The sequence below is a fragment of the Micromonospora sp. CNZ296 genome (genome assembly GCF_007827635.1).
This window is the reverse complement of the sequence record NZ_VISW01000011.1, coordinates 192,709-215,120: the sequence shown is the minus strand read 5'-3', so window position 1 is coordinate 215,120 and position 22,412 is coordinate 192,709. Positions and strand designations below refer to the sequence as shown.

Annotated in this window: 23 protein-coding genes; 11 read left to right on the top strand and 12 right to left on the bottom strand. The window is 73.2% G+C overall.

The window, feature by feature from the left end; genetic code table 11:
• The first annotated feature begins 73 nt into the window (after positions 1 to 73).
• A complete protein-coding gene (locus tag FB455_RS19855; protein WP_145754531.1) occupies positions 74 to 1,579 on the top strand; it encodes a leucyl aminopeptidase family protein in 1,506 nt (501 codons plus the stop codon).
• Positions 1,580 to 1,643: 64 nt separating this feature from the next.
• On the opposite strand, the gene FB455_RS19850 is transcribed toward FB455_RS19855, so the two are convergent.
• A complete protein-coding gene (locus tag FB455_RS19850; RefSeq protein WP_083395284.1) occupies positions 1,644 to 2,294 on the bottom strand; it encodes an O-methyltransferase in 651 nt (216 codons plus the stop codon).
• A gap of 212 nt (positions 2,295 to 2,506) precedes the next feature.
• Between FB455_RS19850 and FB455_RS19845 the strand changes: the two genes are divergently transcribed.
• Both FB455_RS19845 and FB455_RS19840 read left to right on the top strand, forming a co-directional pair.
• Positions 2,507 to 3,811, top strand: a complete 1,305-nt coding sequence (locus FB455_RS19845; RefSeq protein WP_030273655.1) for a S1C family serine protease — start codon at positions 2,507 to 2,509, stop codon at positions 3,809 to 3,811.
• A 72-nt stretch (positions 3,812 to 3,883) separates the two neighbouring features.
• Entirely contained in the window at positions 3,884 to 4,300 is a 417-nt protein-coding gene (locus tag FB455_RS19840; RefSeq protein WP_013283870.1) for a twin-arginine translocase TatA/TatE family subunit, read from the top strand.
• Between the two features lie 59 nt (positions 4,301 to 4,359).
• On the opposite strand, the gene FB455_RS19835 is transcribed toward FB455_RS19840, so the two are convergent.
• The 3 genes from FB455_RS19835 to FB455_RS19825 all read right to left on the bottom strand — a co-directional run bounded on the left by FB455_RS19835 (position 4,360) and on the right by FB455_RS19825 (position 7,468).
• The gene (locus FB455_RS19835) at positions 4,360 to 5,508 is read right to left on the bottom strand and encodes an Mrp/NBP35 family ATP-binding protein (RefSeq protein ID WP_013473894.1); all 1,149 of its coding nucleotides are present in this window, start codon (positions 5,506 to 5,508) and stop codon (positions 4,360 to 4,362) included.
• Between the two features lie 72 nt (positions 5,509 to 5,580).
• Complete coding sequence (locus FB455_RS19830) at positions 5,581 to 6,189, bottom strand: DUF1003 domain-containing protein (RefSeq protein WP_013283872.1); 609 nt, start codon at positions 6,187 to 6,189, stop codon at positions 5,581 to 5,583.
• Entirely contained in the window at positions 6,182 to 7,468 is a 1,287-nt protein-coding gene (locus tag FB455_RS19825; protein WP_013283873.1) for a magnesium transporter MgtE N-terminal domain-containing protein, read from the bottom strand. Before FB455_RS19825 ends, FB455_RS19830 begins: the two co-directional genes overlap by 8 nt.
• Before the next feature lie 33 nt (positions 7,469 to 7,501).
• Between FB455_RS19825 and FB455_RS19820 the strand changes: the two genes are divergently transcribed.
• Positions 7,502 to 8,371: a PhzF family phenazine biosynthesis protein gene (locus tag FB455_RS19820; RefSeq protein WP_013473895.1), complete on the top strand. Its 870-nt coding sequence runs from the start codon at positions 7,502 to 7,504 to the stop codon at positions 8,369 to 8,371.
• 42 nt (positions 8,372 to 8,413) lie between these two features.
• Positions 8,414 to 8,947: a hypothetical protein gene (locus FB455_RS19815; protein WP_176921705.1), complete on the top strand. Its 534-nt coding sequence runs from the start codon at positions 8,414 to 8,416 to the stop codon at positions 8,945 to 8,947.
• A 25-nt stretch (positions 8,948 to 8,972) separates the two neighbouring features.
• Here FB455_RS19815 and FB455_RS19810 read toward each other — a convergent pair whose 3' ends face one another.
• Positions 8,973 to 9,668 (bottom strand): HAD family hydrolase, encoded by a 696-nt coding sequence (locus tag FB455_RS19810; RefSeq protein ID WP_030273651.1) that lies wholly within the window; start codon positions 9,666 to 9,668, stop codon positions 8,973 to 8,975.
• Between the two features lie 106 nt (positions 9,669 to 9,774).
• On the opposite strand from FB455_RS19810, the gene FB455_RS19805 reads away from it, so the two are divergent.
• The gene (locus FB455_RS19805) at positions 9,775 to 10,731 is read left to right on the top strand and encodes a DMT family transporter (protein WP_145754528.1); all 957 of its coding nucleotides are present in this window, start codon (positions 9,775 to 9,777) and stop codon (positions 10,729 to 10,731) included.
• Positions 10,732 to 10,797: 66 nt separating this feature from the next.
• The gene (locus FB455_RS19800; protein WP_486481555.1) at positions 10,798 to 12,930 is read left to right on the top strand and encodes an APC family permease; all 2,133 of its coding nucleotides are present in this window, start codon (positions 10,798 to 10,800) and stop codon (positions 12,928 to 12,930) included.
• 2 nt (positions 12,931 to 12,932) lie between these two features.
• Here FB455_RS19800 and FB455_RS19795 read toward each other — a convergent pair whose 3' ends face one another.
• Positions 12,933 to 13,220: a hypothetical protein gene (locus tag FB455_RS19795; RefSeq protein WP_145754521.1), complete on the bottom strand. Its 288-nt coding sequence runs from the start codon at positions 13,218 to 13,220 to the stop codon at positions 12,933 to 12,935.
• A gap of 18 nt (positions 13,221 to 13,238) precedes the next feature.
• Complete coding sequence (locus FB455_RS19790; protein ID WP_162881502.1) at positions 13,239 to 14,063, bottom strand: SDR family NAD(P)-dependent oxidoreductase; 825 nt, start codon at positions 14,061 to 14,063, stop codon at positions 13,239 to 13,241.
• 124 nt (positions 14,064 to 14,187) lie between these two features.
• Between FB455_RS19790 and FB455_RS19785 the strand changes: the two genes are divergently transcribed.
• On the top strand, positions 14,188 to 15,144 hold the full coding sequence (locus tag FB455_RS19785) for an HpcH/HpaI aldolase/citrate lyase family protein (protein ID WP_013283881.1): 957 nt from the start codon (positions 14,188 to 14,190) through the stop codon (positions 15,142 to 15,144).
• Between the two features lie 42 nt (positions 15,145 to 15,186).
• Here the strand turns inward: FB455_RS19785 and FB455_RS19780 are convergent, their stop codons facing one another.
• Positions 15,187 to 15,741, bottom strand: coding sequence for a DUF4190 domain-containing protein (locus FB455_RS19780; RefSeq protein ID WP_145754518.1), 555 nt, complete (start codon positions 15,739 to 15,741; stop codon positions 15,187 to 15,189).
• 116 nt (positions 15,742 to 15,857) lie between these two features.
• Between FB455_RS19780 and FB455_RS19775 the strand changes: the two genes are divergently transcribed.
• Positions 15,858 to 16,748 carry an SDR family NAD(P)-dependent oxidoreductase gene (locus FB455_RS19775; RefSeq protein WP_145754516.1) on the top strand — a complete coding sequence of 297 codons (891 nt, stop codon included), beginning with the start codon at positions 15,858 to 15,860 and terminating at the stop codon, positions 16,746 to 16,748.
• A 3-nt stretch (positions 16,749 to 16,751) separates the two neighbouring features.
• Here FB455_RS19775 and FB455_RS19770 read toward each other — a convergent pair whose 3' ends face one another.
• Positions 16,752 to 17,159 carry a DUF4190 domain-containing protein gene (locus tag FB455_RS19770; protein WP_013283884.1) on the bottom strand — a complete coding sequence of 136 codons (408 nt, stop codon included), beginning with the start codon at positions 17,157 to 17,159 and terminating at the stop codon, positions 16,752 to 16,754.
• A gap of 172 nt (positions 17,160 to 17,331) precedes the next feature.
• Here FB455_RS19770 and FB455_RS19765 point away from each other — a divergent pair, with 172 nt between their 5' ends.
• Complete coding sequence (locus tag FB455_RS19765; protein WP_013283885.1) at positions 17,332 to 18,528, top strand: acyl-CoA dehydrogenase family protein; 1,197 nt, start codon at positions 17,332 to 17,334, stop codon at positions 18,526 to 18,528.
• A 9-nt stretch (positions 18,529 to 18,537) separates the two neighbouring features.
• Here the strand turns inward: FB455_RS19765 and FB455_RS19760 are convergent, their stop codons facing one another.
• Positions 18,538 to 19,191: a PH domain-containing protein gene (locus FB455_RS19760; protein ID WP_145754513.1), complete on the bottom strand. Its 654-nt coding sequence runs from the start codon at positions 19,189 to 19,191 to the stop codon at positions 18,538 to 18,540.
• Positions 19,192 to 19,280: 89 nt separating this feature from the next.
• Between FB455_RS19760 and FB455_RS19755 the strand changes: the two genes are divergently transcribed.
• On the top strand, positions 19,281 to 19,937 hold the full coding sequence (locus FB455_RS19755) for a TetR/AcrR family transcriptional regulator (RefSeq protein ID WP_013473901.1): 657 nt from the start codon (positions 19,281 to 19,283) through the stop codon (positions 19,935 to 19,937).
• Here FB455_RS19755 and FB455_RS19750 read toward each other — a convergent pair.
• A complete protein-coding gene (locus tag FB455_RS19750; RefSeq protein WP_145754511.1) occupies positions 19,894 to 20,301 on the bottom strand; it encodes a CoA-binding protein in 408 nt (135 codons plus the stop codon). The genes FB455_RS19755 and FB455_RS19750 overlap by 44 nt on opposite strands.
• Positions 20,237 to 22,339, bottom strand: a complete 2,103-nt coding sequence (locus FB455_RS19745; protein WP_222434138.1) for an intein-containing Rv2578c family radical SAM protein — start codon at positions 22,337 to 22,339, stop codon at positions 20,237 to 20,239. The genes FB455_RS19750 and FB455_RS19745 overlap by 65 nt, the downstream gene beginning before the upstream one ends.
• Between the last annotated feature and the right edge of the window lie 73 nt (positions 22,340 to 22,412).

The following is a 22,412-nucleotide window of genomic DNA, read 5'->3' as shown; positions in this document are numbered from 1 at the left end:
GGCTCAGGGTCTTTCCTCGACGGCTGCGTGGGGGAATGTGCCCGTTCAACCCATTTCGGAGGTACGGTCCAGCGTGCTGGTCATTCGTCTGGTGAGTGGGCCCGCAGGGCCCGACGCTCTCGTCCTGCCCGTCCGTCCCGGAGGGCCGGACTCCCCGGACTCCCTGGCCTCGCCGGACCCCACGGTCTCGCCGGCCTCCACGGCCCGCCTGGTCCCGACCGCCGTGCCGCTCGGCGACGACGTCCCTGCCGAGGCCGCAGCCGTCCTGCCCGCCACCCGGCTCACCGGCGCGGCCGGCGAGGTACGCGAGCACCTGCGTCCCGGTGGCTCCCCGGCGCGGCTGTGGCTTCTGGGCGTCGGCGAGGGCGACGAGCGCGACTGGCGCACCGCCGGAGCTGCGCTGGCCCGCGCGGCGAAGGATGAGACGCAGATCACCATCGCACTTCCCGGCGAGGCGACGGCGGCGCTGCGTGGCCTCGCCGAAGGGCTGCTGCTCGGCTCGTACCGATTCCGTCTCACCGAGGCCGGCAAGCGTCCGGTCCTGGCCGAGGTGTCGGTGCTCGTCGACGACCCGGACGCTCTTGCCGGCACGCTCGACGCCGCCCGGGCCACCGCCGAGACGACCCGGCTCGCCCGGGACCTGACCAACATGCCCTCGTCCACCAAGAACCCGGAGTGGTTCGCCGCGCAGGTGGCCGAGGCCGCGTCCGGGCGCCCCGGCCTGCACCTGCGGGTACGCGGCCCGGAGGAGCTGGCGGCCGAGGGCTTCGGCGGTCTCCTCGCCGTCGGCGGCGGCTCCGCGAGCGGCCCGCGCCTGGTGGAGCTGGACTGGCGGCCCGACGGCGCGCGTACCCACGTGGTGCTCGTCGGCAAGGGCATCACGTTCGACACCGGCGGCATCTCGATCAAGCCGGTGCCGGCCATGAAGCTCATGCGCAAGGACATGGCCGGTGCCGCCGCCGTGATCGCCGCGACGCTCGGCGCCGCCGAACTGCGCCTGCCGGTCCGGGTCACCACGCTCGCCCCGCTCGCCGAGAACATGGTCAGCGGCTCGGCGTTCCGCCCCGGCGACGTGATCCGGCACTACGGCGGGCTGACGAGCGAGAGCACCAACTCCGACGCCGAGGGCCGGCTGGTGCTCGCCGACGCGCTGGCGTACGCGGCCCGCGAGCTGAAGCCCGACCTGCTGATCGACCTGGCGACGCTGACCGGCGCGAACGCCGTCGCCCTGGGCAAGCGGCACGCCGCGCTCTACAGCGAGAACGACGCGCTCGCGGCCGGCCTGCTCGACGCGATCACCGCGGCCGGCGAGCGGGCCTGGCGGATGCCGCTGGCCGACGACTACGTGGAGTACCTGGCCAGCGAGATCGCCGACCTGCACAGCTCCCCGGCGCAGGGCGCCGGTTCGGTGGTCGCCGCGCTGTTCCTGCGGGAGTTCACCGGCGACCTGCGGGACCGGTGGGCGCACCTGGACATGTCCGCGCCGTCGTGGTCCGACGACACGCACGGCGAACTGGTCAAGGGCGCCACCGGCTGGGGTGTGCGCGGGCTGCTGCGCTGGCTGGCGACGCTGGGCTGATCAGGCGTGCGGGGCACGCCTGATCAGCCTGGTCAGGCGTGCGGGGCACGCCTGATCAGCCTGGTCAGGCCTTGACGGCGGCGAGCAGACCGTGGCCGACCGGCAGCAGCGCGGGCACCCAGTTCTCCGACTCGCGGATCGCCTTGATCGTCTCCCGTACGGTGACCGTCTCGACGTCCCGCGCTGCCGGGTCGCCGATCCGGCCGGCCGCCAGCGCGCCGTTGAGCGCGAGCACGCCGCCGGGGCGCAGCAGCCGCAGCGCCGCGTCCACGTACGCGGCGAAGCCGGTCGCCACCGCGTCCACGAAGACCAGGTCGTAGGCGCCGTCCGCGAGCCGCGGCAGCACGTCGAGCGCCCGGCCGGTGATGATCCGGGTACGCCCCGACGGGAAGCCCGCCTCCTGGAACAGCCGCCGGGCGATGCGCTGGTATTCGACCTCGACGTCGATCGTGGTGAGCACACCGTCGGGGCGCATGCCGCGCAGCAGCCACACGCCGCTCACCCCGGTGCCGGTGCCGATCTCCACCACGGCCCGGGCGTTGCCGGCGGCGGCGAGCAGCCGCAGGGCGGCACCCGACCCGGGCGTGACCGCCTCCACCCCCACCTCGTGGGCGAGGGCGCGGGCCGTGCGCAGCACGAGATCCTCGGTGACGAAAGACTCGGCGAAGTGGAGCGCCTGGGCCGTCGAACTGCCGTGACCGGCGACCGTGGCGATGGGACACCTCCGAGGGGCGGACTGGTGCGAGGGGCGGTATGCACTGTGAGCGTAGAGGCGGGCCGGTACCGGCGCAGCCGCGAGTCCGCCGCGGAGTGCTCACGGACGGCAACCCCTGACTCCGTTCGCGTCATCCGTGTAATCCTGGATGCGTCCCGCGCGTCACTGTCGTCCGGCTCCGCCGGCCGTCGGCGCGGGGCCAGCGGGACGGAGTGGGAGGCACCGACGTGACCGACGGCTGGGACTGGCGGCGGCCCGGCGGATCGCCGGCACCGGGTGGGCCGGCGTCCGGACGACCGCCGCAGGACGCCCCGGGTCAGGCGACGTCGCCGTGGTGGTCCGACGCGCTGGCCGACCCGTGGCGGGATCCGTACGCGCCCGCCGCCGTGGTGATCCCGGCGGCGCCGGCGTCCGGTGCGGGGGAGCCGGAGCCGGTCACCGACCCGGACCTGCCGACCCGGCCGGGGCTGCGCCAGGTGGTGCTGATCTCCCTGGTCACGGCGCTGCTGGCCGGTTCTCTCGGCAGCGCCCTGACGTACGCCTTCCTGCGCGGCGGTGACGTGCCGACGATCGGTGCGCAGACCGGGCAGGCCCCGGCGCTGGCCCAGCGCAAGCCCGAGTCGCTGGCCGGGGTGGCCGAGCGGGTCCTGCCCAGCGTGGTCACCATCCGGGTGGTCAGCCTCGGCGGCACCAGCGAGGGCTCCGGCTTCGTGGTGACCAGCGAGGGTCACATCGTCACCAACGACCACGTGGTCGCCGACGGCCCCGGCAAGGCCACTGTCGTGTTCAACGACGGCAGCACCGCCGCAGGCACCGTGGTCGGGCAGGATCCGGAGTCGGACCTCGCCGTGATCAAGGTCTCGCGCAGCGGGCTGACCCCGGTGCAGTTCGGCGACTCCGACGCGCTCGCCGTCGGTGACCCGGTGCTCGCCATCGGGTCGCCGTTGTCGCTCGCCAACACCGTCACCGCCGGCATCGTGAGCGCGCTGGACCGGACGATGCAGGCCGGCGAGCCGGGCGGGCCGACCCGCTACTACGCGGCGATCCAGACCGACGCCGCCGTCAACCACGGCAACTCCGGCGGCCCGCTGGTGGACGGCGCCGGGCGGGTGGTCGGGGTGAACTCGACGATCAAGTCGCTGGTGGCCGACGGGCAGGAGGCCGGCAACATCGGCCTCGCCTTCGCCATCCCGATCAACCAGGCGAAGCGGATCACCGAGGACATCATCGGCACCGGCAAGGCCCGGCGTACGGTGATCGGCGCCCAGGTCGGCGGCACCGGCGCCACCGGCGGCGGCGTACGCCTCAACGCGGTCGAGCCGGCCGGCCCGGCGGCGGCGGCCGGACTGCGTACCGGGGACGTGGTGCTCCGGCTGGACGGCCATCCGATGACCGATCCGACAGACCTGGTGGCCCTCGTGCGCAAGTACGCGCCCGGTTCCGTGGTGACAGTCGAGTACCGGCGCGGGTCGGCGCGGCAGAACGCGTCGGTGACGCTCGCCGCGGATGCGAAGTGAGGACCCGTCACCCCCTCCCCGATGGTCACCTGACGTGCGTAGTCTTGCCCTCACACGGACGAGGAGGCCGCGGTGTTCGAGAACCTGAACTGGTGGGAGATCGGCGTCCTGCTGCTCCTGGCGCTGTTGATCTTCGGCGATCGGCTGCCCAACGTGATCAACGACGGCCTCCGGATGGTCCGCAACCTGCGCAACATGGCGCGCAACGCGACCGGTGACCTGAGCCGCGAGCTGGGTACGGACATCCAGCTGGAGGATCTGCACCCCAAGGCGTTCATCCGCAAGCACCTGCTCAGCGAGGACGACGAGCAGGCGATCCGCAAGCCGCTCCAGAGCATGTACGACAACCTGCGCTCGGACGTCACAGGCGTGCACGACGAGCTGAAGGACGTGGCAAAGGCCGCCGACCTGCGTACCCCGAGGGTCGCGACCAGCACCCCGACCCCCGCGCCCCCGGCCCCCCGCCCGTCCTACGACGACGCCACCTGACCGCGCCCCCTCCCGCGTGCGGCGGGAAGGGGCGGTGGGGAGGGAGCGGTGGGTGAGGGTCAGCGGCCGGCCGGCTTGAGGCCCAGGGGCTTGCCGAGCAGGGACTCGCGGCGGACGGCCAGGCGGTCGGCGACCTCGAACAGCGCCTTCGCGGCAGGGGCGTCCGGCTGCGCCAGCACGATCGGCTGACCGGCGTCGCCACCCTCGCGTACCCGCGTGTCCAGCGGGATCTGCCCCAGCACCGGCACCTGCGCGCCGATCGTGCGGGTCAGCGACTCGGCCACCGCCGCGCCGCCACCGGCCCCGAAGACCTCCATCCGGGAGCCGTCCGGCATCTCCAGCCAGGACATGTTCTCGATCACGCCGACCACCCGCTGGTGGGTCTGCAGCGAGATCGCACCGGCCCGCTCGGCCACCTCGGCGGCGGCCGCCTGCGGCGTGGTGACCACAAGGATCTCCGCGTTCGGCAGCAACTGGGCCACCGAGATCGCGATGTCGCCGGTGCCCGGCGGCAGGTCGAGCAGGAGGACGTCCAGGTCACCCCAGTAGACGTCGGCGAGGAACTGCTGAAGCGCCCGGTGCAGCATCGGCCCGCGCCAGACCACAGCGGCGTTGCCGGGGGTGAACATGCCGATCGAGATGACCTTCACGCCGTGCGACTGCGGCGGCATGATCATGTCCTCGACGCGGGTCGGCGCGCCGTCGGCGCCGAGCATCCGGGGCACCGAGTGGCCGTAGATGTCCGCGTCCACCACGCCCACCGACAGGCCCCGCGAGGCCAGCGCGGCGGCCAGGTTGACTGTGACGCTGGACTTGCCGACACCGCCCTTGCCGCTGGCGACCGCGTAGACGCGGGTCCGCGAGCCCGGCTGGGCGAACGGGATCACCGGCTCGGCGGTGGCACCGCCACCGCGCAGCTTCGACTGGAGCTCCTGACGCTGCTCCGGGCTCATCACACCGAAGATGATCTCGACACCGCTCACGCCCGGTACCGCGCCGACGGCGGCGGTGATGTCACTGCGCAGCTTGTCCTTCAGCGGGCAGCCGGCCACGGTGAGCAGCAGCTCCACCCGGACCACGCCGTCCTCACCACGCTCGGCGGACTGGACCATGCCGAGTTCGGTGATCGGCCGGCGGATCTCCGGGTCGTTGACGGTGGCCAGGGCGGCCTGGATCGCGTCGGAGACGGTGCTGACGGGTGCTGACATGCCCGCAATGCTACGTCGCGGGTCATCGGCCACCGCCGCTGGCGGGGGCGGTGTGAGCGATTCGATGACCGCTCAGCCGTCGCGCCGGCCGTCCCGCGCGTAGTCGCTGTCCAGCTCGTCCCGGGGCTCGTCCAGCGGCTCGCCGCCGCCCGTCCGCCGGCCCTCCCGCTCCTGCTGCCGCCGCTCCCGCCTGCGCCGCCGCTCGGCCGCCTCGTCCAGTTCCTCACCCAGCCGGGTCAGCTCCGAGCGCAGGAAGTCCCGGGTCGCCACGTCACCCATCGCTATCCGCAGCGCGGCGATCTCCCGGGCCAGGTACTCCGTGTCGGCCTTCTGGAGCGTGGCCCGCCGCCGGTCCTCGTCCATCGCGATCCGGTCCCGGTCCGCCTGCCGGTTCTGCGCGAGCAGGATCAGCGGCGCCGCGTACGACGCCTGCAGGGAGAGGATCAAGGTCAAGAACGTGAAGGTGTACGGGTCGAAGCGCAGACTCGCCGGCGCCAGCGTGTTCCACAGGAACCAGGCCACCAGGATCAGCGTCATGTAGACGAGGAAGTTCGCCGTACCCATGCCCCGGGCGATGCCCTCGGCCCAGCGGCCGAACGTCTCCGCGTCGATCCGTGGCAGGTGCAGGCTCCGCGGGGCGCGCGGCTGGTCGAGCCGGTCGCCGCGTCGCTGGTCACTCATCGTCGCCGTCCAGGGTGCCGTCGTCGGTGGCGGACGAGGTGGGGGCCGCGTCCCGGTCCCGCCAGTCCCGCGGCAGGGAGTGGTCCAGCACGTCGTCCACTGTCACCGCGCCGACCAGCCGGTTGTTCCGGTCCACCACCGGCATGCCGACCATGTCGTACGTGGCCATCCGCCGGGTGATCTCGGGCAGCGGGGTCGACGTGCGCAGCGGGTCGATGTCGTTCACCACGATGCCGCCGAGCAGGTCGGCCGGCGGTTCGCGGAGCAACCGCTGGAAGTGCACCATACCCAGGTAGCGGCCGGTCGGCGTGGTCAGCGGGGCACGGGCCACGAAGACCTGGGCCGCCACCGCGGGGGACAGCTGCGCCTCCCGGATCCGGGCCAGCGCCTCAGCCACCGTGGCGTCCGGCGGCAGGATCACCGGCTCCGAGGTCATCACGCTGCCGGCGGTGCCGGAGGCGTAGCGCAGCAGCTGGCGTACCGGGTCGGCCTCGTCCGGCTCCATGAGGTCCAGCAGCACGTCCTGCTCCGGCGGGGGCAGCTCGTTGAGCAGGTCGGCCGCGTCGTCCGGCTCCATCTCCTCCAGCACGTCGGCGGCGCGCTGGCGGTCCAGCGCGGCCAGGATCTCCACCTGGTCGCGCTCGGGCAGCTCGCTCAGCACGTCGGCCAGGCGTTCGTCGTCGAGCGCGGCGGCCACCTCGTTGCGCCGGGCGTCGGGCAGATCCTGGAGGGCGTTCGCCAGGTCGGCCGGGCGCATGTCCTCCAGGACGGCGAGCAGGTTCGCCGTACCCCGGTTGTCGCCGACCGCGCCCAGCCCGCGGACCCGGTCCCAGTCGACCTGGTGGAGGTGGCCGCGGCGGGTGAGCCGGCCGGTGTGCTCGCGCACGGCGACGCGGCTCAGCGCCCACTCGCCGCCGCGGCTGGACTCCATCGCCACGTCCACCACCGAGCCGGCCTGCCCGCTGTCGAGCTGGACCCGGCGGTCCAGCAGCTCCTGGAGCACCAGCAGTTCGTTCGGGCGCTTCTCGAACCGGCGCAGGTTGAGCGTGCCGCTGCCGAGCACCACCGCGTCCGTGTCGATGGAGGTGATCCGGTTGATGGACAGGAAGATGCGCCGCCGCATCGGCATCTCGGCGACCAGACCGACCACCTCCGGCGGTCGCTGGGTCGCGCGCATCCGGGCCACCGCGTCGCGGACGCGGCCGACCTGGTCGCCGTTCGGGTCGAAAACGGCGACTCCGGCGAGTCGAGCGAGGTAGACCCGGTTCGGCGTGCTCACGGGCACCAGCCTAAGGGCCTACTCTCTAACAGCATGTCGACCTTGGGCTACGAGATCGTGGACGTCTTCACCGACCGCCCGTTCGCCGGCAACCCGCTGGCCGTGGTGTTCGGCGCGGAAGGGCTGGCCACCGAGCAGATGCAGGCGCTCGCGCTGGAGTTCAACCTGTCCGAGACGGTCTTCGTGCTGCCGCCGACGCAGGTGGGCGCCACCTACCGGGCCCGGATCTTCACCCCGGCCGACGAGCTGCCCTTCGCCGGGCACCCGAGCGTCGGCGCCGCGGTCACCGCGAGCCGGCGTGGCGTCTTCGGCGCGGGCCGGGTCACCCAGGAGTGCGGCGCCGGCGTCCTGCCGATCGAGGTGACCGCCACCGGCGCGACGCTCACCGGCGGCACGCCCACGCTCGGCCCGGAACTCGACCCGGAGCCGCTGCTGGAGATGGTCGGCCTCACCGGCCCCGACCACGTCGGCCCGCCACCGCGGGTCGCCGGGTGCGGCCTCGAATTCCCCTATCTTCCGGTACGCCCGGACGCGGTGGCCCGGGCACGGTTGAACACGACGGCGGCGCAGCGGTACGGAGTGGAGCACGTCAGCCTCTTCTCCTGGGAGCCCGGTTCGCAAACCGCACACGCCCGGGTCTTCGTGCCGGGGCTCGGCGTACCGGAGGACCCGGCGACCGGCTCGGCCGCCCTGGGACTGGGCGTGTGGCTGGTCGCCAGCGGCCTGCTGCCCGGCGAGGGCCGCGCGGAGTACACCGTCCGGCAGGGCATCGAGATCAACCGTCCGTCGACGCTCGCCTGCACGGTGACCGCGTCCGGCGGGCTGGCGGTGGGCGCCACCGTCTCCGGCCAGGTGATGCCGGTGGCCCGAGGCGAGATCACCGTCCCCCCGTTCATCGGCTGACCGCCCCGCCCGTGGCCCTCTCCGGGGTGGGGTGGGCGGGGGATGGGGCAGGATGGCGGGGTGAGTGACGAGGTGGACGAGCGGGTGACGCCGCCGCTCGTGGACGAGGCGGTGAAGAAGGCCGCGGTCTGCTGGGTGAGCACCGCCGGCGGCCCGGCGTACGCGCTGTGGTGCCTGCCGCTGGAGGGCACCCTGCTCGTGGTCACCGGTCCCGGCGAGCAGGCCGCACCCGGGCTGGCCGACAGCGACACGGCCGACGTGACGCTGCGCGGCGACCACGGCGGGCGGATCGTCAGCTGGCCGGCGCGGGTGACCCGGCTGCAACCGGGCACCGAGGAGTGGGACACCGTCGCGCCGCTGGTCGCGGCGAAGCGGCTCAACGCCTCCGGCTCCGCCGCCGAGCTGGTGGAGCGGTGGGCGGCACAGGGGTGCGCGCTGAACCGGCTCGCGCCCGCCGGCACCGCGGTGTCCGGCGCCGACCTGCCGGACGGCTCGCTGAGCGAGCAGCCCCGACCGACCCCTGTGGTACGGGCCGTCCGCAAGCCGTTCCGCCTGCACCGCGTCCGCCGCCGCTGACCGTGCGAACCGTCGGCGGGCCGGGTCAGGCGACGGGGACCGGGTCGAGCAGGTCGAGCACGCCCCTCAGTGAGGTCAGCGACGGCCCGTCGAAACCGTGGTCGGCGTTGAGGACCACGTGGTCGGCGAGATCCGGTGCCGCCAACCGGGCGGCGCTCAGCCCCGCCCGCTCCGCGCCGGTCAGTTCCTGGCTGTCGCCGTCCCCGACGTAGAGGCAGTCGGCCGGGGCCTGGCCGAGCCGGTAACACGCGGCCAGGTAGAGCGCCGGGTCCGGCTTGCAGCGCCCGAGGCGTACCGAGAAGACCTGGGCGTCGAGCAACGGCGCGACGGCGAGCTGCGGCAGGAACGCCGGTAGTTCGTGCGTGCAGTCGCTGACCAGCCCGGTACGGACGCCCCGGTGGCGCAACGCGGCCAGCACCGGCACCGCCTCGGCGCGTAGCCGGGTGTCCGCGCGTACTGCCCGGTGCCGGGTGGCGACGGCGGCGCGCACGGTCGCGTCGGACGGGTGGACGCCGAGCCGGGCGCACACCCAGCGCATCGTCGACTCGGCGTTCCCGAAGGAGCCGCTGGCCCGTTCGTAGAAGCTGCTGTCCAGCACCTCCACCAGGGCCTCGGTGGAGCAGCCGAGCATGTCGGCGGTGGCGCGGTGGGCGGCTCCGCGCCGCACACCATGGGTCAGGGTGCCGAAGAAGTCGAACAGCACCGCCTGGAATCCGGGCATGAGGGAACGCCTCCGGACGTCGAGGGGGGATCGCCGGGACGCGCATGATCGTAACGGAGTGCTGACTTTCCGTGTCGGTCGGGTGTCCGTGTGAGGATTACCGTTCGTGCCGACCGTTCCGCATCGCCCGCCGCTCGACGCGCTGACGGTGGGCGCGCTCGCCCTGGCCGTCGCCTCGGTCTCGTCCTCGGCGCCGCTCGTGGCGTTCGCCGCCGCGTCGGCGCTGGCAGTGGCGTTCTGGCGTACCGCGTTGTCGGTGGCGGTCCTGGGCCCTGTCGCGTTGACCAGGAGGCGCGCCGAACTCCGGGCGCTGACAGCCGGGCCGGGCCGGCGCGAGGGGCTCTACTGCGTACTCTCCGGGGTCGCCCTGGCCGCCCACTTCGCCACCTGGATGCCGAGCGCGCAGCTCACCTCGGTGGCGGCCGCGACCGCGCTCGGGGCGACGCAGCCGGTGTGGCAGGGGCTGATCGCCCGAGGGCAGGGGCGGCGGCTGCCGACGGCGGTGTGGGCCGGAATCGCGGTGGCGGTGCTCGGCGCGGTGCTCGCCACCGGCGCCGACTTCGGCGTCTCCGGCCGGGCGTTCGCCGGCGACCTGCTCGCGGTGGTCGGCGGACTGTTCGCGGCCGTCTACACCGCCTTCGGCGAGCGGGCCCGGGCCAGCATCAGCACCACCACCTACACCACCGTCTGCTACGGCGTCTGCGCGGCGATCCTGCTCGTGGTGTGCCTGGTCGGCGGCGTACGCCTGCACGGCTTCGACGGCGCGACCTGGCTGGCGATCCTCGGCCTGGTGGCGGGCGCCCAGCTGCTCGGCCACTCGATGTTCAACTACGCCCTGCACCGGGTCTCCGCGACCACAGTCAGCGTGCTGATCCTGCTGGAGGCGCCCGGCGCGGCGCTGATCGGCTGGGTGTGGCTGGGGCAGTTGCCCCGGCCGCTGGCCCTGCCGGGCCTGGCGCTGCTGCTGGCCGGCGTTGCGGTGGTGGTGCTCGGCGGCGCGCGCGCCGGCCGTCGCGTCGCGCCGGTCGCGGCCCCCGCCGACCCGACGCCGCTCGGCGACTGAGCCGGTCGGGGCGAAGTCGCGCCGTTCCGGCCACCGGGCCGTCCGGTTTGCACGAAAGTGCTCAGGGTGGGGGCGGACCGGGACGACGCGGCGGAGGCGGGCACCGTCGTCACGCCCTCGGCCGAGTTCCCGCCGCTCGGCGACGAGGAACGGGCGGCGCTCGGCCGGATCGGTGAGCGCTGGCGCGGCCCGCGCCGCGCCGACGACCTGCCGGTCGACCCGACGCTCGGGCGGCACGACCGGCACCCGGCGCCCACCCGGTTCGGCCGGCTGGCGCCGATCGACATGTTCACGGTGGCGCAGCCGGACGAACTGGTCGCCACCGGTGCGGCCGACCTGCCCGGTGACCGGGCCGGCCGGACCGCCGCCCGGGTCCGCCGGGCCCTGCTCGGGCCGCCGCTGTCCAGCGCGTCGGTGCTCTACGAGCGGATGCGCAAACTCGTCGCGCTGCCGGTGCTCTCCTCCGACCTGCTCAGCTCCGTGGCGTACGGGCCGGAGGCGATGCTCGCCGTGCTGGTGCTGGCCGGGAGCGCCGCGCTCGGACTGGCCCTGCCGCTCGCCGCCGTGCTCGTGGTGCTGATGGTCGCCGTCGGCCTCTCCTACCGCCAGACCATCCCGGCCTATCCGCACGGCGCCGGCTCCTACATCGTCGCGGGGGACAACCTCGGGCGTACGCCGGGACTCGCCGCCGCGGCCGGGCTGATGCTCGACTACGTGCTGACCGTGTCCGTGTCGGTGGCGGCCGGGGTGCACGCGGTCACCTCGGCGCTACCCGGGCTCAGCTCGTGGGCGGTGCCGCTCGGGGTGCTGGTGATCGCGGTGCTGCTCGCCGGCAACCTGCGCGGCGTACGCACCGCGGGGAACATCTTCGTGCTGCCCACGTACGCGTTCGTGGTGGTGCTGCTCGCGGTGCTGGCTGTGGGTTACGCGAAGGCCGCGGCGCGGGGTTTCGCACCGGTGCCGCCGCCGTCGGTGCCCGCCGCCGAGGGCCTGAGCCTGCTGCTGGTGCTGCGGGCGTTCTCCTCCGGCGCGGTGTCGATGACCGGCATCGAGGCGGTCTCCAACGCGGTGCCCGCGTTCCGCCCGACCGAGTGGCGCAACGCCCGCACCACGCTCGGCTGGATGGTCGCCATGCTCGTCACGCTGTTCGCCGGCCTGGTCGGGCTGATCCACCTCGACGGCCTGGTGCCCCGGGCGGACGAGACGCTGCTGTCCCAACTCGGCCGGGTGACGTTCCCGAGCGGGCCCGGGTACGCGATCCTCCAGGCCACCACCGCGCTGATCCTGCTGCTCGCCGCGAACACGGCGTTCAACGACTTCCCCCGGCTGCTGTTCTTCATGGCCCGCGACGGGCACGCGCCGCGCCGGTTCCTGCACATGGGTGACCGGCTGGCGTTCAGCAACGGGCTGGTGGCGCTGGCGCTGACCGCAGCGGCGGTGTTCGTCGCGTTCGGCGGGCACACCGAGCGGCTGATCCCGCTGTACGCGGTGGGCGTGTTCCTCGCCTTCACGCTGTCCCAGACCGGGATGGTGGTGCACTGGCGGCGCCACCGGGGGCCGGGATGGCGCCGCCGGCTCGCCGTCAACGCGGCCGGGGCGGCGCTGTCCGGGCTGGTGCTGCTGACCGCGGCGGTCGCCAAGTTCACCGAGGGCGCCTGGGTGGTGGTGCTCGCCGTGCCGCTGCTCGTGCTGCTGTTCCGCCGGATCCACAGGCACTACGCCCGGCTGCACCACGCGCTGGCTCTGCATCCGCCGCCGTCCGCGCCGCCCGCCGAGGGCGACGAACTGCCCCAGCAGGTACGCCACCTGGTGGTCGTGCCGGTGGCCCGGCTGAACCGGGCGTCGCTGCGCGCGCTGGCGTACGCGACGTCACTCGGGCGGCCGACGCTCGCCGTGCACCTCGCTCCCGAGGAGGCCGAGGCGGACCGGTTCCGGGAACAGTGGCGGGCCTGGGGGGACCACCTGCGGCTGGAGACGATCGTGTCGCCGTACCGGTCGGTGATCGGGCCGCTGGCGCACTACCTGGAGGCGCTGCACGCCGCGAGCCCGGACCTGACGCTCACCGTGATCGTGCCGGAGGTGGTGCTGCGCCGGCGGCGGTACCGGCTGCTGCACAGCCGCGCCGAGCAGCGGCTACGGGTCGCGTTGCGCGCGCTGCCCGGCGTGGTGGTCACGAGCGTCCCGGTGCACGTGTCGTGACCTCAGACGTCGTGGACCTCCAGCACCCGGGTGGCGGGGGCCGCGTCGCCCAGCTCGGCGCGCAGCGCGACGCGCTCCGGGTCGACCAGGAACGCGTCGAGCCCGGCGCGGGCGGCGAACCGGATGACGTGCACCTCGGTCTCCCCGTCCCCGGTGCGCAGCCGCCGTTCCAACTCGCCGCCGTGCCGGCCGAGCAGCGCCAGCACCGCGTCCTCGTACCGCCGCCCGGCGTTCACGTCGGCGCTCAGGTCGACGAGCGCGACCAGCAGGACCGCTTGCTCCGTGGTCATGTGTTCCTCTCGGTTCCGTCAGGCGTCCAGCCCGAGCGCCTTCGCGCTGGCCGTCCAGAGCCGGGCGGCCAGCGCCGGGTCGGCGGCCTTGGGCCGGGGCCGGTGCGGCTTGCGGTCGGCGTAGTAGCCGCCGTCGATCAGCCGGGCCGGATCCTGGCAGGCGAGCCAGACGAGCGTCTCCGCGCCCTTCTCCGGGCTGCGGAACGGCAGCAGCCGCATGCCGAGCGCCACGATCCGGCTCTCGTTGCCGAAGCGGGTACGCACCACGCCGGGGTGGAACACGTGCGCCGGCACCTCCGGCCAGCGTCGCGCCGCCTCGGCGGTGAACAGGATGTTCGCCTGCTTGCTGGTGCCGTACGCGCGGAACGGCCGGTAGGAGCGCAACGCGGAGTTGAGGTCGTCCGGGTCCAGCACACCGCTGCGGTGCGCGTCCGATCCGGTGACCACCATCCGCCCGATCCGGTCCCGCAGCAGGTTGCTGAGCAGGAACGGGGCGAGGTGGTTGGCCTGCATGCTCAGCTCGAACCCGTCGACCGTGGTGATCGGTTCCAGCACGATCGCGCCGGCGTTGTTGGCGAGCACGTCGATCCGGTCGTACCGCTCGCGTAACCGCTCGGCGAGCCCGCGTACGTCGTCGAGCACCGCGAAGTCGGCGCGGAACAGCTCCGGCTGCTCGCCGCAGCACTCGCGGACCCGTTCGCCCGCGGCGCGCAGCCGGGCCGGGTCGCGGCCGACCAGCACCACCTGGTCACCGCGGCGCGCCAGTTCCTCCGCGGCAGCCAGCCCGATGCCGGAGCTGGCCCCGGTCAGCACCACGATCCGACGCTCAGTGAGATCTTCCACAGGTCCATTCACCCCGGTCACGGCACGAGGTTACCGTGGCGTCACCACGCCCTTTGGGATCGTTAAGTTCTCGAAATCCACCGCTGCGCCGGCACTCGCGCCGGACGCTGGAAGGAGCGCATCCATGACCGCTGTCGGTCGTCCCCGCCGATCCTGCCTGGCGGTACCCGGCTCCAGCGTCAAAATGCTCGGCAAGGCCCAGGGCCTCCCCGCCGACCAGGTCTTCCTGGACCTGGAGGACGCGGTCGCCCCGCTGGCCAAGCCGGACGCGCGCAAGAACATCGTGGCCGCGCTGAACGAGGGCGACTGGGCGGGCAAGACCCGCGTGGTCCGGGTCAACGACCTGACCACGCCGTGGACCTACCGGGACGTCATCGAGGTGGTCGAGGGCGCCGGGGCGAACCTGGACTGCATCATGCTGCCGAAGGTGCAGAACGCCGAGCAGGTGCACTGGCTGGACCTGCTGCTCACCCAGATCGAGAAGACGCTCGGCCTGGAGGTGGGCCGGATCGGCATCGAGGCACAGATCGAGAACGCGGCCGGGCTGGTGAACGTGGACGCCATCGCCGGCGCCTCGCCCCGGGTCGAGACGATCATCTTCGGCCCGGCCGACTTCATGGCCTCGATCAACATGAAGTCGCTGGTGGTCGGCGCGCTGATCCCGGACTACCCGGGCGACCCGTACCACTACATCCTCATGCGCATCCTGATGGCCGCGCGGATGCACGACAAGCAGGCCATCGACGGCCCGTTCCTGCAGATCCGGGACGTGGACGCGTTCCGCGAGGTGGCGAAGCGCTCGGCGGCGCTGGGCTTCGACGGCAAGTGGGTGCTGCACCCCGGCCAGATCGACGCCGCGAACGAGGTCTACTCCCCGGCGCAGGCCGACTACGACCACGCCGAGCTGATCCTCGACGCGTACGACTACTACACCTCGGAGGCGGGCGGGAAGCTCGGCGCGGTGATGCTCGGCGACGAGATGATCGACGAGGCGTCCCGCAAGATGGCGCTGGTGATCGCCGCCAAGGGACGCGCCGCCGGCATGTCCCGTACCTCCTCGTTCACCCCGCCCTCGGAGTGACCGGCCCGGGCCGCCCCGAGTTCGCGGGGCGGCCCGCCGAGTTCAGTAGGTCGTGCTGTCGTAGCCGGACGAGTCCTGGTTGGCCGCCCAGACAATGAAGATCACGATGGCGGCGGTGGCCAGCACGGCCAGCACGGTGGCGATCCAGCCGACGATGATGCCTGCGGTGGCGAAGCCCTCGCCGCCCTCGCCGCGCTCCCTGATCTGCTTACGGGACACGTGGCCGAGGATCGCGCCCACCACGCCGATGTAGCCGCCGAGGCCGTAACCGCAGAGGCCGAGCGCGCCGACGATCGAAATGACCATCGCGGCGATGGCCAGGCCGTTCTGCTTCGGTCCGGAGGGGTACCCGTATCCGGGATAACCACCCGGGGGCGGGTACGCGCCCGGCTGCGGATAGGCGCCCGGCGGGTAACCGGCCGCCGCGTACGGGTCGGCGGACTTCATGCCGGCGTACGGGTCGGCGGACGCGTACGGGTCCGCCGAGGTGGGCTGGGCCGGGATGGGATTGCCGGCCATCGGATCGGCCGGTGGGCTCGACTGCGGCCCGGCCGCCGAGGGGCCCTGCCAGCCACCGGACGGTGGGGGATAGGTCATCTGATCATCTCCAGGTACGTGGTCGCGCTCAGGGTAGCCACCTTGCGCGCGACACGGACGTCCCCTTTCCGGCCACCGCGTTGCCCGTGGGGTCGGCACGGGGCAGGATCCTCGGCATGGCACTTGACGCGCGTGGGGGTCGGTCGCGACGGGACATGAGCCGGCCGGGGTCGGTGCGGCGCCCGCGCGCCGGCGAGCCGGCCGGCACCGCCGACTCCGAACGGCCGGCGCCGCTGCCGGAACCGGCCACCATGCGCCTGGACGGCCGGGTCGCGCTGGTGACCGGCGCGGGCAGCCCGGACGGCATCGGGTACGCGACCGCGCGCCGGCTGTCCGACCTGGGCGCCCGGGTGGCGATCGTGTCCACCACGAGGCGCATCCACGAACGCGCGGGCGAGCTGGGCGTCACCGGTTTCGTCGCCGACCTCACCGACGAGTCGGAGGTGGGCGCGCTCGCCGACGCGGTGGCCGAGCAGCTCGGCGACGTCGAGGTGCTGGTGAACAACGCGGGCCTGGCCAGCCGGGCCAGCCCGGAGGTGCTGCGACCGGTGGCCCAGCTGACGTACGACGAGTGGCGCGGCGAGATCGACCGCAACCTGACCACCGCATTCCTGTGCAGCCGCGCGTTCATCGGCGGCATGGCCGAGCGGGGCTGGGGCCGGATCGTCAACCTGGCCGCCACCGCCGGGCCGGTCAACGCGCTGCCCACCGAGGCGGCCTACGCGGCGGCCAAGGCCGGTGTGGTCGGGCTGACCCGGGCGCTGGCGATGGAGATGATCGCCGACGGGGTGACGGTGAACGCGGTGGCGCCCGGAATCATCCACACCGCGGCGTCCACCATGGCCGAGATCAAGCAGGGCCTGGGTACGCCGGTCGGGCGTCCCGGCACGCCGGACGAGGTGGCCGCGGCCATCGCGTTCCTCTGCTCGCCGGCCGCGTCGTACATCACCGGGCAGATGCTCGTGGTCGACGGCGGCAACAGCGTCCGGGAGGCGCAGTTCCGCTGACTGTCAGTAGGTGCCGTTGTCGGAGTTGGCCCAGATCGCCAGCCCGATCCAGCCGCAGCAGACCAGCAGGCCGATCGCGGTGAAGATGTAGCTGAGGATCAGCCCCCAGTTGGCGAGCTGGTCGCCGTCCTCGCCGGTCTGCCGGATCTGCCGCTTGGCCAGGTGGCCGCAGACGATGCCGGCGGGCGCGAAGACGAACGCGAAGACGAGCGACAGGATGGCGAGCACGTTCGTGCCACGGGGGCCTGGTCCCGGCCCCTGGCCGGGCGGGCCGTACTGGCCGTAGGGCGGCTGCGGTGCGTACGGGGGTTGCTGGCCCCACTGCGGGTGCTGCTGGCCGTACTGCGGCTGCCCGTACGGCTGGCCGTGCGACGGCGGCTCGTACGGCGACGGTGGCTGCTCGTCGGTCACGGGCGCCCCTTTCCCCAGGTCGACGGCCCTTTCTCTTGCGGACGCTACCCGCAGCGGTGAACCTTTTCACAGCGGTTGTGTGGACTGGTCACCTTGGCGCGGCCGGTCGCGGGACCGATACTGACCGAGCGTTCAGTTACCCATGAGTAAGGCGCCGACCCCGGAGGCTGAGATGGCCCGACTCGCCCAGACACCCGGACTGACCGACGTGCAGCGGTCGATCCTGGAAACCGTCCGGGAGTTCGCCGACAAGGAGATCATCCCGCACGCGCAGCGGCTGGAGCACGCCGACGAGTACCCGAGCGACATCCTCGACGGGATGCGCGAGATGGGGCTGTTCGGCCTCACCATCGACGAGGAGTACGGCGGCCTGGGCGAGTCCCTGCTGACCTACGCGCTCGTGGTCGAGGAGCTGTCCCGGGGCTGGATGTCGATCTCCGGCATCGTCAACACCCACTTCATCGTGGCGTACCTGATCTCGCAGCACGGCTCGGCCGACCAGAAGGCCCGGCTGCTGCCCCGGATGGCCACCGGCGAGGTGCGGGGCGCGTTCTCGATGTCGGAGCCCGAGTGCGGCTCGGACGTCTCGGCGATCAAGTCGAAGGCCGTCCGCGACGGCGACAACTACGTCCTCAACGGCCAGAAGATGTGGCTGACCAACGGGGCGTACTCGTCGGTGGTGGCCACCCTGGTCAAGACCGACACCGGGGCCGACTCGGTCTACGGCAACATGAGCACCTTCCTGCTGGAGAAGGAGCCCGGCTTCGGCGAGACCGCGCCCGGCCTCACCATCCCCGGCAAGATCGACAAGATGGGCTACAAGGGCGTCGAGACCACCGAGATGGTGCTCGACGGCGTCACGGTGCCCGCCTCCGCCGTGCTCGGCGGCGAGGAGAAGGTCGGCCGCGGCTTCTACCAGATGATGGACGGCATCGAGGTCGGCCGCGTCAACGTCGCGGCCCGCGCCTGCGGCATCTCGATCCGGGCGTTCGAGCTGGCGGTCGCGTACGCCCAGCAGCGCCACACCTTCGGCCAGCCGCTCGCCAGGCACCAGGCCGTCGCGTTCAAGCTCGCCGAGATGGGTACGAAGATCGAGGCCGCGCACGCGCTCATGGTCAACGCGGCCCGGCTCAAGGACGCCGGCCAGCGCAACGACGTCGAGGCGGGCATGGCGAAGCTGCTCGCGTCCGAGTACTGCGCCGAGGTGGTGCAGGAGGCGTTCCGGATCCACGGCGGCTACGGCTACTCCAAGGAGTACGAGATCGAGCGCCTGATGCGCGAGGCGCCGTTCCTGCTGATCGGCGAGGGCACCTCGGAGATCCAGAAGACGATCATCTCGCGCGGTCTGCTCAAGCAGTACAAGCAGTAGGGGCCCGGCTCACCGCTCGGGCCGGCGCGCTGCCTGCTCGGCGGCGGGCAGGTGCCGCCGCGCGTGCTCGGCCAGCGCCGTCGGGTCGTCGGCGTACAGCCGGATCTCCCGTACCGGCTCGCTCGGCCCCTTCGGCAGCCGTACCGACAGCGGCTCGCGCAGCACCACGTCGACCGCCGTCTGGCTGCCGACGCCGAGGTTGAGCACCGCCGGGTCGTCCGCGTCGTACTGGACGGCCCGGCTGGACGGCAGTGACCGGCGGCGGACCGCCACCCGGGCGACCGCGCTCCACGGGATCGTGACGTCGACCGAGGTGCCGTTGCGCACCCGCAGGCCGGCGTCGTCGACGACGTGCGGATGGATCCGGAGGGCGGCCAGCAGCCCGATCATCCACAGCACACCCCAGACGCCGAGCGCGATCGCCGCGTGCCGCACTGTCGGCTGGTCGACCGTGTGCCGCAGGATCACGTCGAGGATCGGGATCTCGATCGTGGACAGGGCGATGAAGGCCAGCAGGATCGGCTGCACGCCGCCGACGTAGGCGTACGTCCCCGCGCCCGGGGCGACCGGATACGGGCGGCGCAGGATCCACCGGGTGAGGCTGCGCCACATGCCCCACTCGTACGCCACCGCACGCCGCGCCAGCCGGATCGCCCGTTCCATGACCGCACCCCCTCTTTTTCAATACAACTGCAATGTAAAACGCGTGTCGGCGGTGTGTCAATGCAGTCGTATTGTGAAACCATGGGGACATGCCGAAGCGGGTCGACCACCGGGAGCGTCGCGCGCTGATCGCCGACGCGCTGATGCGGGTCGCTGCCGAACAGGGCCTGGAGGCGGTCAGCCTGCGCCACGTGGCCGCCGCCGCCGAGGTCAGCACCGGGATGGTGCAGCACTACTTCCGCACCCGGGACGAGATGATGGTCTTCGCGCTCGCCGTGGTGCGCGAGCGCAACGAGGCCCGGGTCCGGAAGGCGGTCGAGCCGCTCGGCGCGACTCCGGCGCCCCGGGCGCTGCTGCGGGCCATGCTGGCCGAGCTGCTGCCGCTGGACGAGGACCGGCGGGCGGACGGGCGGGTGGCCCTGGCGTTCCTCGCGTACACCGCCGTCCGGCCGGCCGTGGCCGCCGCGCTGCACGACGAGACGGCCGCGCTGCTGGCCTTCGTGGCCGGGCAGATCGCCACCGGCTCACCGTTCGTCGCGGACGGCCGGGTGGACCCGGAACGGGCCGCGGTCGGGCTGCTCGCGGTGATGGAGGGTCTCGGCATCTACGTGCTCGGCGGTCACTACCCCCCGGAGACCGCGTTGGCCGCGCTCGACGCCCAGCTCGACCTGATCTTCGGGCCCGAGCCCCCGCCCGGAGCCGTCAGTCGCGACGGGTCAGGCCGGCGGCGGCCCGCTCGACGATGAGGCACTTGTCCTCGACGTAGTCGAGGCCGGCCTCCTCGGCGATCCGGCGCGCCTCGTCCGAGAAGATCCCGAGCTGCAACCACACCGCCGGGGCGCCGATCGCCACCGCCTGCCGCACCACGTCGACCGCGTCGCGGGCCGGGCGGAACACGTCGACCAGGTCGACCGGGTGCGGGATGTCGGCGAGCGCCGGGTACGCCTTCTCGCCGAACAGCTCGTCCACAGTCGGGTTGACCGGGATGATCCGCCACCCGTGCCGCTGCATCTCCAGCGGTACGCGGTGCGCGGCCTTGCCCGGATCACGGGAGGCGCCCACGACGGCGATCACGGCGGAGTCGGCGAGGATCTGCTGAGCGGAACGCATTCCCCGAGACTAGCCCCGCCGGTGCGGGCGGCGGGGTCTCGGGCAGCCGGCGATTGTCGCCGGTCTCGCCGCGGTTCAGCCCGTGTCGGCGTGCCGCCATCCGCACCCGCGCTGTCACCTCCCGCTGGTACGCCTGCGGCGCGTATGAGCCGGCCTGGTAGAGCTGCCGGTAGCGGGGCACCAGGTGGGGGAACTCCCGGGCGAGCCAGCGGGCGTACCACTCCCGGGCACCGGGCCGCAGGTGCAGCGGCAGCGGCGTCACGCTCGCCGCCCCGGAGGCGGCGATCGCCGCGACAGTGGCGTCGATGGACTCCTCGTCGTCGCTGAGGCCGGGCAGGATCGGCGCCATCAGCACGCCGACGGAGAAGCCGGCGTCGGTGAGGGTGCGGACCGCGTCGAGGCGGCGGCGCGGGCTCGGCGTACCAGGCTCGGCCGCCCGCCAGAGCGCCTCGTCGACGAACCCCACCGAGTACGACAGCCCGACCCGTGTCACCTCGGCCGCCTGGCGCAACAGGGGCAGGTCGCGCAGCAGCAGCGTGCCCTTCGTCAGGATGGAGAACGGGTTCGCGAAGTCCCGCAGCGCCTCGATGATCGGCGGCATCAGGCCGTAGCGGCCCTCGGCCCGCTGGTAACAGTCCACGTTGGTGCCCATGGCGACGTGCGCGCCGCGCCAGCGAGGCGCGGCCAGTTCGCGGCGGACCAGCTCACCGGCGTTGACCTTGACGATCACCTTGCGGTCGAAGTCGGCGCCCGGGTCCAGGTCGAGGTAGGTGTGGGTGTTGCGGGCGAAGCAGTTGTGGCTGACCACGCCGTTGGCGATGAAGTCGCCGGTGCCGGTGGTGATGTCCCACAGCGGAAGCTCCAGGCCGAGGTCCTCGACGGCTGTCACCTGGAGCTGCGCCGCGCACTTGAGCGCCATGCCCTCGATCGAGCGCCGGGCGGTGACGGCCGGGTCGGTGAGGTGGAAGAAGCGCAGCCGCTCCGGCAGCCCGCCGGTCAGCCGGAGCTGACGCGCCGCTCCCGGTGCGCCGGGCACGTCGAGCGCCCACCGGAAGTCGAAACGCTCCAGCGCCGCGGCCGCGCGGGCCTGGCTCTCGTCGTCGGCGACGCTGATCCGGAACACGCCCCGGTGGCAGGTGCCGGCGGCGTCGAACATGCCGGCCAGGTAGCCCAGCGCCCAGTCGTCAGTCGTCTCGTCGATCGGCTCGAACAGCCCGGTGACGACGTCGGCCGGGCCGGAAGTGCGTACCACAGTGGTCGTCGCCCGGCGGCCGACCCGGACGACGGTGGCCCGCTCGACGGTGACCCCCGCGTCGGCCAGATAGCGTTCGGCCCGGTCCAGCGCCTCCGCCTCGGCGGTGGCCAGCCGGAACCGGGTGTCGCGCCGGTGACCGGAGTGGCCGTCGTCGCGGACCAGGGCGTGCAGGTAGCCGCGGCGGTAGTCGGCCGAGCGCTTCGGCGCCACCGCGAACCCGCCGGTGCCCAGCAGGCGGTTGCGGGTGGTCAGGTGCGGACGGCGTCCGCCGCCGCGCATGGTCCCGGTGACGTGCTTCCAGCCGCGTTCGGTGAGGAACCGGTGGTCGCCGCTGGCGACGAGCGTGGTGCCGTCGGCCAGTGTGACCCGGTGGGCCCGCTTCACCGTTGACCACTTGTCGAGCACCGTGGTGACGACGTAGTGGCGGTAGGCGCCGCTGCGCCGGGTGCCGTAGATCCGGTCGCCGGGCTCCAGCTCGCTGATCGCCCTGGTGCGGCCGTCGGCCATCAGGATCGGAGTGTCGCCGCCCAGGCAGTAGACGCAGGCGTGCGAGCAGCCCCGGTAGGGGTTGATCGTCCACTCGAACGGCACGCGCGACCGGCCGGGCACCCGGTTGATGATCGACTTGGCGTGGACCTCGTAGAAGGTCATGCCGGCGAAGCCCGGGGTGTCGAACGTGCGGGCGACGGCGCCGGGCAGCGCCAGCGGCAGGGGTGGAGCCGCCGGCGCCGCCCGATCGGGAGTCCCCTCGTCCGGGGGAGCGGAGAGGTTGTCCCAGCGCATGGGGTTCATTCGAACACGTGTTCGAACAAAGCGCAAGCGAGCCCGCCGCGGTACGGAAACGCCGCCGGCCGGC

Coding starts and splice junctions, on each gene's coding strand:
- FB455_RS19835 (WP_013473894.1), bottom strand. CDS start 5,508: ATGTCAGCACCCGTCAGCACCGTCTCCGACGCGATCCAGGCCGCCCTG.
- FB455_RS19745 (WP_222434138.1), bottom strand. CDS start 22,339: ATGCGCTGGGACAACCTCTCCGCTCCCCCGGACGAGGGGACTCCCGAT.
- FB455_RS19750 (WP_145754511.1), bottom strand. CDS start 20,301: ATGCGTTCCGCTCAGCAGATCCTCGCCGACTCCGCCGTGATCGCCGTC.
- FB455_RS19815 (WP_176921705.1), top strand. CDS start 8,414: ATGGGGCAGGATGGCGGGGTGAGTGACGAGGTGGACGAGCGGGTGACG.
- FB455_RS19795 (WP_145754521.1), bottom strand. CDS start 13,220: ATGACCACGGAGCAAGCGGTCCTGCTGGTCGCGCTCGTCGACCTGAGC.
- FB455_RS19820 (WP_013473895.1), top strand. CDS start 7,502: ATGTCGACCTTGGGCTACGAGATCGTGGACGTCTTCACCGACCGCCCG.
- FB455_RS19830 (WP_013283872.1), bottom strand. CDS start 6,189: ATGAGTGACCAGCGACGCGGCGACCGGCTCGACCAGCCGCGCGCCCCG.
- FB455_RS19765 (WP_013283885.1), top strand. CDS start 17,332: ATGGCCCGACTCGCCCAGACACCCGGACTGACCGACGTGCAGCGGTCG.
- FB455_RS19775 (WP_145754516.1), top strand. CDS start 15,858: ATGGCACTTGACGCGCGTGGGGGTCGGTCGCGACGGGACATGAGCCGG.
- FB455_RS19810 (WP_030273651.1), bottom strand. CDS start 9,668: ATGCCCGGATTCCAGGCGGTGCTGTTCGACTTCTTCGGCACCCTGACC.
- FB455_RS19755 (WP_013473901.1), top strand. CDS start 19,281: ATGCCGAAGCGGGTCGACCACCGGGAGCGTCGCGCGCTGATCGCCGAC.
- FB455_RS19760 (WP_145754513.1), bottom strand. CDS start 19,191: ATGGAACGGGCGATCCGGCTGGCGCGGCGTGCGGTGGCGTACGAGTGG.
- FB455_RS19785 (WP_013283881.1), top strand. CDS start 14,188: ATGACCGCTGTCGGTCGTCCCCGCCGATCCTGCCTGGCGGTACCCGGC.
- FB455_RS19780 (WP_145754518.1), bottom strand. CDS start 15,741: ATGACCTATCCCCCACCGTCCGGTGGCTGGCAGGGCCCCTCGGCGGCC.